The 6,115-nt window shown below is 72.4% G+C and carries 4 protein-coding genes; all 4 read right to left on the bottom strand.

All coding sequences use genetic code 11. The features are described from left to right. A partial coding sequence (gene pyrF, locus VFW71_12290) for an orotidine-5'-phosphate decarboxylase (protein HEU5003540.1) occupies window positions 1-634 on the bottom strand: 634 nt, incomplete at its 3' end. A 68-nt stretch (window positions 635-702) separates the two neighbouring features. After that, window positions 703-1,815, bottom strand: coding sequence for a dihydroorotate dehydrogenase (locus VFW71_12285; protein HEU5003539.1), 1,113 nt, complete (start codon window positions 1,813-1,815; stop codon window positions 703-705). A 57-nt stretch (window positions 1,816-1,872) separates the two neighbouring features. Beyond that, on the bottom strand, window positions 1,873-2,718 hold the full coding sequence (locus VFW71_12280; GenBank protein ID HEU5003538.1) for a dihydroorotate dehydrogenase electron transfer subunit: 846 nt from the start codon (window positions 2,716-2,718) through the stop codon (window positions 1,873-1,875). Next, window positions 2,715-6,023: a carbamoyl-phosphate synthase large subunit gene (carB, locus tag VFW71_12275; protein ID HEU5003537.1), complete on the bottom strand. Its 3,309-nt coding sequence runs from the start codon at window positions 6,021-6,023 to the stop codon at window positions 2,715-2,717. The genes VFW71_12280 and carB overlap by 4 nt, the downstream gene beginning before the upstream one ends. Window positions 6,024-6,115: the final 92 nt, after the last annotated feature.

Below are 6,115 nucleotides of genomic sequence, written 5' to 3'. Positions count from 1 at the left end.
CCGCAGCAGCCTCGCGGGGATCCGGTGCCGCGGTGACGGGTCTCCCCACCACCAGGTAGTCAGCCCCGGCAGCCACTGCAGCGGCCGGGGTTGCCACGCGCGCCTGGTCGTCCAGGGTAGCCCCGGCGGGCCGGATGCCCGGGCACACCAGCACCACGCCGTCGCCCACCAGCGCTCGCACCGCGGCCACCTCCTGCGGAGAGCACACCAGCGCTCCGGCTCCCGCCCCCACGGCGAGAGCCGCCAGCCGGGCCACCTGCGCCGCCGGATCGGCCCCCTGGCCTGCCGCCGACAACGCCTCGGCGTCCAGGCTGGTGAGCACCGTCACGCCCGCCACCAGGGTCGGGACCGGCCCCCGGCTCCCCCGCCGCGCCCCCGCCACTGCGGCGGACACCATGGCAGCCCCCCCGCTGGCGTGCACCGTCGTCAGCCAGACCCCCTGCCCGGCCAGAGCGGCCGCGGCCGACTCCACCTGGGCGGGGATGTCGTGCAGCTTCAGGTCGCAGAACACCCGCCCGTGCTGGCCGATCTCCAGCAGCGCCTCGGGGCCATGGGCGGCGAAGAGCGTCAACCCCACCTTGAACGCCTCGACCTCACCCGAGAGGCCCCGGGCCAGGGCCTCGGCCAGCGGCAGGTCGTCGCCGTCCAACGCCACGATCAGCCCGGCGCGGCGCTCCGCAGGGCTCCCCCGGCTCCCCGGACTCACCGCCGCGACAGCGGTGCCGAGGGCGGGGCGCCGGGCGAGGGCGCAGCCGAGGCCGGGGTGGCCGAAGGCGCGGGAGGCGAGGACCGGGGGCCGGAGAGCGCCCGGAGCCGGGAGAGGCTGCGGATCCCGTGCTCGACCAGGAACCTCTCGATGCCCCGGGTGATGTCCAGCGTGGAGCGGGGATCGATGAAGTTCGCCGTCCCGATCGCCACGGCATTGGCGCCCGCCCAGATCATCTCGAGGGCGTCTTTGTAGTCCATGACGCCGCCCATGCCGATGATCGGGACGTCGGGGTACGCCTGGCGCACCTCGTACACCGCCCGCACCGCCACCGGGCGGATTGCCGGCCCCGAAAGCCCGCCCATGACCCCGCCCAGGCGGGGCTTGCCGGTCTCGATGTCGATGGCCATCCCCAGCAGGGTGTTGATCAGGCTGAGCCCGGCCGCCCCGGCGTCCAGCGCCGCCCCGGCGATGTCGGTGATGCTGGTGACGTTGGGCGACAGCTTGGCGAACACCGGCACCTCGAGGCACCGGCGCACGTTGCCGATCACCCCGGCGGTGGCCTTGGGATCGTGCGAGAACATCGACGAGCGGTCCTCGAGGTTGGGGCACGAGATGTTGACCTCGACCGCGATGACCCCGGGCGCCCCCCGCAGCCGGTCCGCCACCCGGACGAACTCCTGCTGGGTGTTCCCGGCGATGGAGGCGATAACCGGCACCTTGGCGGCGTTGAGGGCCTGCAGGTCGTAGCGCAGGAAGTAGTCCACGCCCTTGTTCTGCAGGCCGATGGCATTGAGCATGCCCGACGGCGTCTCGACCATCCGGGGGGGCGGCTTGCCCTGCCAGGGCTCCAGGGTCATCGACTTGACCACCACCGCGCCCAGGACCCGCAGGTCCATGAACTCGGCGATCTCCTTGCCCGAGGCGAAGCACCCCGACGCCGTAACGATCGGGCTGCGCAGCGGGATGCCCGCCAGGCGCACCGACAGGTCCGCCTGGGGACGGCCCCCACGGCCCGCCGCCTCGGCCTCGGCCTTGCGGTCGATGGGCTTCACCAACTCACTGGGCCGGAGCAGCTCGGTGGTGGTCAGATCCTCGATGTCACTCACGTCGTTCCAGATCCCTTCCGAGAACTCGCTTTCCTACCCAACGCTCCACCCCACACGCTAGTTGCCGGGCGGCCCGTCCGCCTCGTCCAGGTCGGTGCCGTACCGGTCCCACGCCACCCGCGCCCCATTGAACACCGGCCCCTCGAGGCAGGTGCGGACGTGCATGACGCCGGTGCCCTTCTGGTTGTAGATCGGGGCCACGCAGCTCAGGCAGATCCCGATCCCGCACGCCATCTGCTCCTCCAGCGCCACCTGGACGGGGAGGCGGTACTTGATGGCGATGGCGGTGACCGCCTGCAGCATCGGGCGCGGCCCGCAGGCGTAGAGCACCTCGCTGCCGCACCGCTCGATCATGTTGGGCAGCAGGTCGGTGACCAGCCCGTGGTAGCCCACGCTGCCGTCGTCGGTGGTGAACTCGGTCATCGCCCCCAGACGCTTCAGCTCGAGGGTGTTGACCAGCCGGGAAGCCCGCGAGGCCCCGCACAGGACATCGACCCGCTTGCCCGCCGCCCGCAGCTCCTCGCCCAGGAAGAACAGGGGTGTGGCGCCCACGCCGCCGCCGATCAGCAGGCAGGCCTGGCGGTTCTTCGGGATGGCAAAGCCCTGGCCGATGGGGCCGATGACGTCGATGGGGTCGTGCGCCCGCATGGCGGCCAACGCGGCGGTGCCGGGCCCCCGGATGTCGAAGATGACCTCGATGGTGGCCGCCCACCCGCTGCCCCGGTTGACCCGGCAGATCGAGAACGGCCGGCGCAGGATGTAGTACCGGTCGGCCGGCGGACGGAGGTTGACGAACTGGCCCGGCCGGGCCGACGCCGCGATGTCCGGGGCCACGACGGTGAGCGAGTGGTACTCCTCGCCGTGCTTGCGGTGCGAGAGCACCTCGCCGGTGTACTGCTTCACGGGGCCACCCCGGCCACCCTTGGCCCCGTGGCCGCCCCGGCCCTCGTGGCCCGGCGCCTCGCCACCTCGCCCAGGTAGTCCTGCACCGGGCGCACGCCCATGCCGCCCCGGCGCAGGGCCACGATGCCCGCCACCACGGCCCGGGCACCCGAGATCGTCGTCACGTAGGGGATGTTGCGCCGGACGGCGGCGGAGCGGATCTCGTAGCCGTCGGCGCGGGGCCCCCGGCCCCGCGGGGTGTTGATGATCAGGTCGATGTCGCCCTCCAGGATCTGCTCGACGATGTGGGGTGGACCCTCCGAGAACTTGCGCACCGGCCGGGCCCGGACCCCGGCCTCCGCCAGGGCGGCGGCCGTCCCCGCGGTGGTGAGGATCTCGAAGCCCAGCTCGGCGAGGGCGGCGGCCGGCTCGATGATCGCCGGCTTGTCGGCGTCCGCCACCGAGATGAACACGGTCCCTTTGGTGGGCACCGGCCAGCCGGCTGCCGCCTGCGACTTGGCGAAGGCGAGGCCCAGGCCCTCGTCGATGCCCATCACCTCGCCGGTGGAGCGCATCTCGGGGCCGAGCAGGGTGTCCACGCCCGGGAACCGCCCGAAGGGCAGCACCGCCTCTTTGACCGCCACGTGCCCGACGCCGTCGTGGCCCCACCAGGGCCCATCCGCCGGCCGGGGCGGGAGGCAGTCCATGCCGTCCAGGGGCTCGCCCAGCATCACCCGCACGGCCACCTTGGCCAGCGGGACGCCGGTGGCCTTCCCGATGAACGGCACCGTGCGCGACGCCCGGGGGTTGACCTCCAGGCAGTAGGCCACGCCATCCTTGACCGCGAACTGGGCGTTGATCAGCCCCCGCACGCCGAGGGCAAGGGCCAGGCGCTCTGTGGCCGACACCAGGTCCGCCACCATGGACTGGGCCAGCGAGTGGGGCGGCAGGACCGACGCCGAGTCGCCCGAGTGCACGCCCGCCTCCTCGATGTGCTCCAGGATCCCGCCGACGTAGACGTCCGTGCCGTCGCACACCGCATCGACGTCCACCTCGGTGGCATCCTCCAGGAACTGGTCGATGAGCACCGGGTGCTCGGGTGACACCTGGACGGCGTGGGCGATGTAGCTCGACAGGTCGGCGTCGTCGTAGACGATCACCATCGCCCGGCCCCCGAGCACGTAGGACGGCCGCACCAGCGCCGGGTAGCCGATCCGGCCCACCACCGCCAGGGCTTCGTCGAGCGAGGTGGCCATCCCGCCGGGCGCCTGGGCGATGCCCAACGCCGAGAGCAGCTCGGTGAAGCGCCCCCGGTCCTCCGCTCGGTCGATGGCATCCGGCTGCGTCCCCAGCACCGGGACGCCCGCCGCCTCCAGCGGCACCGCCAGCTTCAGCGGCGTCTGGCCGCCGAGGGTGACGATCACCCCCCGGGGGCGCTCCCGCTCCACGATCGCCAGCACGTCCTCGAGGGTGAGCGGCTCGAAGTAGAGCCGGGTGGAGGTGTCGTAGTCGGTGGACACGGTCTCGGGGTTGCAGTTCACCATGACGGCGTCCAGGCCCGCCTCCCGGATGGCGAGGGCGGCGTGCACGCAGCAGTAGTCGAACTCGATGCCCTGGCCGATGCGGTTCGGGCCGCTGCCGAGGATCACCACCGACTCGCGGGGCGAGGCCGGGGCCTCGTCCTCATCCTCGTAGGTCGAATAGTAGTAGGGCGTCAGGGCCTCGAACTCCGCCGCGCAGGTGTCGACGGTCTTGAATGTGGGGCGCACCCCGGCAGCGGTGCGCCGTTCCCGCACGGCCGCGGCATCGGTCCCGGTCAGGACCCCCAGCTGCACGTCGGAGTACCCGGCCCGCTTCGCCCGGCGCACCAGGCGGTCGGGGGGCTCCCCGCCGGCCAGCGTCCCCGCCAGGCGCACCAGCTGGTCCAGCTGGGCCAGGAACCAGGGATCGATGCCCGTGGCGGCTTGGAGTTCGGCGACGGAAACGCCGATGCGCAGCGCCCGCTCGACCAGGAAGAGGCGGTCCTCGGTGGGCACGGCGGCACGGGCCAGCAGCTCCGCACGGCCCAGGCTCTCCACCGGCTCGCCCGCCCGGTCGTGGCCCAGCCCGTGACGCCCGTTCTCCAGCGAGCGCACCGCCTTCTGCAGGGCCTCGGGGAAGGTCCGGCCGATGGCCATCGCCTCGCCCACCGACTTCATCTGGGTGCCGAGGCGCCGGTCGGCGTCGGGGAACTTCTCGAACGCCCACCGGGGGATCTTCACCACCACGTAGTCGATCGAGGGCTCGAAACAGGCCGGGGTGGCGCGCGTGATGTCGTTGGCGATCTCATCGAGGGTATAGCCGATGGCCAGCTTGGCGGCGATCTTGGCGATGGGGAACCCGGTGGCCTTGGAGGCCAGCGCCGACGAGCGTGACACCCGGGGGTTCATCTCGATGACCACCATCCGCCCGCTGCGGGGATCGATGGCGAACTGGATGTTGGACCCCCCGGTCTCCACCCCGATGCGCCGGATGATGGCCGCACCGGCGTCGCGCATGGCCTGGTACTCGGCGTCGCTCAGCGTCTGCGCCGGGGCGACGGTGATCGAGTCACCGGTGTGCACCCCCATCGGGTCGAGGTTCTCGATCGAGCACACCACCACGTAGTTGTCCTTGCGGTCCCGCATGACCTCGAGCTCGTACTCTTTCCAGCCTTCGATCGACTCCTCCACCAGCACCTCGGAGATCGGCGACGCCGCCAGGGCCTCGGCGGCGATGCGGTCCAGCTCGTGCGGGGTGTGGGCGATGCCCGACCCCCCGCCGCCCAGCACGAACGACCCGCGCACCACCACCGGCAGGCCGATGGCGCCCGCCACCGCCCGCACCTCGTCGGCGGTGTAGGCGAAGCCCGAGCGGGGCAGGTCCATCCCGATCTCCTCCATGGCGGAGCGGAACAGGCGCCGGTCCTCGGCGGTGCGGATCGCCTGGGTGTCCGCCCCGATCAGCTCGACCCCGTAGGCCTCGAGCACGCCGGACTCGGCCAGCTGCATGGCGGCGTTCAGCGCGGTCTGCCCCCCGAGCGTGGGCAGGCACGCGTCCGGGCGCTCGCGCTCGATCACCTTGGCGATCACCTCGGGGGTCACCGGCTCGATGTAGGTGGCGTCGGTCAGCTCGGGGTCGGTCATGATCGTCGCCGGGTTGGAGTTGACGAGGATGACCCGCAGCCCCTCGGCGCGCAGCGCTTTGCAGGCCTGCGTGCCCGAGTAGTCGAACTCGCAGGCCTGCCCGATCACGATCGGCCCGGAGCCGATGATGAGGACGCTGTGAAGGTCGGTGCGCCGTCCCACTTTTCTAGCGCTGCTGCTTGCGCGCCTCGGACGCGGCCTTGGCCTTGCGGGCCACCCGGGCCTTCTTGGCCCGCTGCCGATCCTTGCCCCAG

The organism is Actinomycetota bacterium (assembly GCA_035765775.1).
In the GTDB taxonomy this organism is placed as follows: domain Bacteria; phylum Actinomycetota; class CADDZG01; order JAHWKV01; family JAOPZY01; genus DASTWV01.
This window is presented reverse-complemented; position numbering and strand designations above follow the sequence as displayed.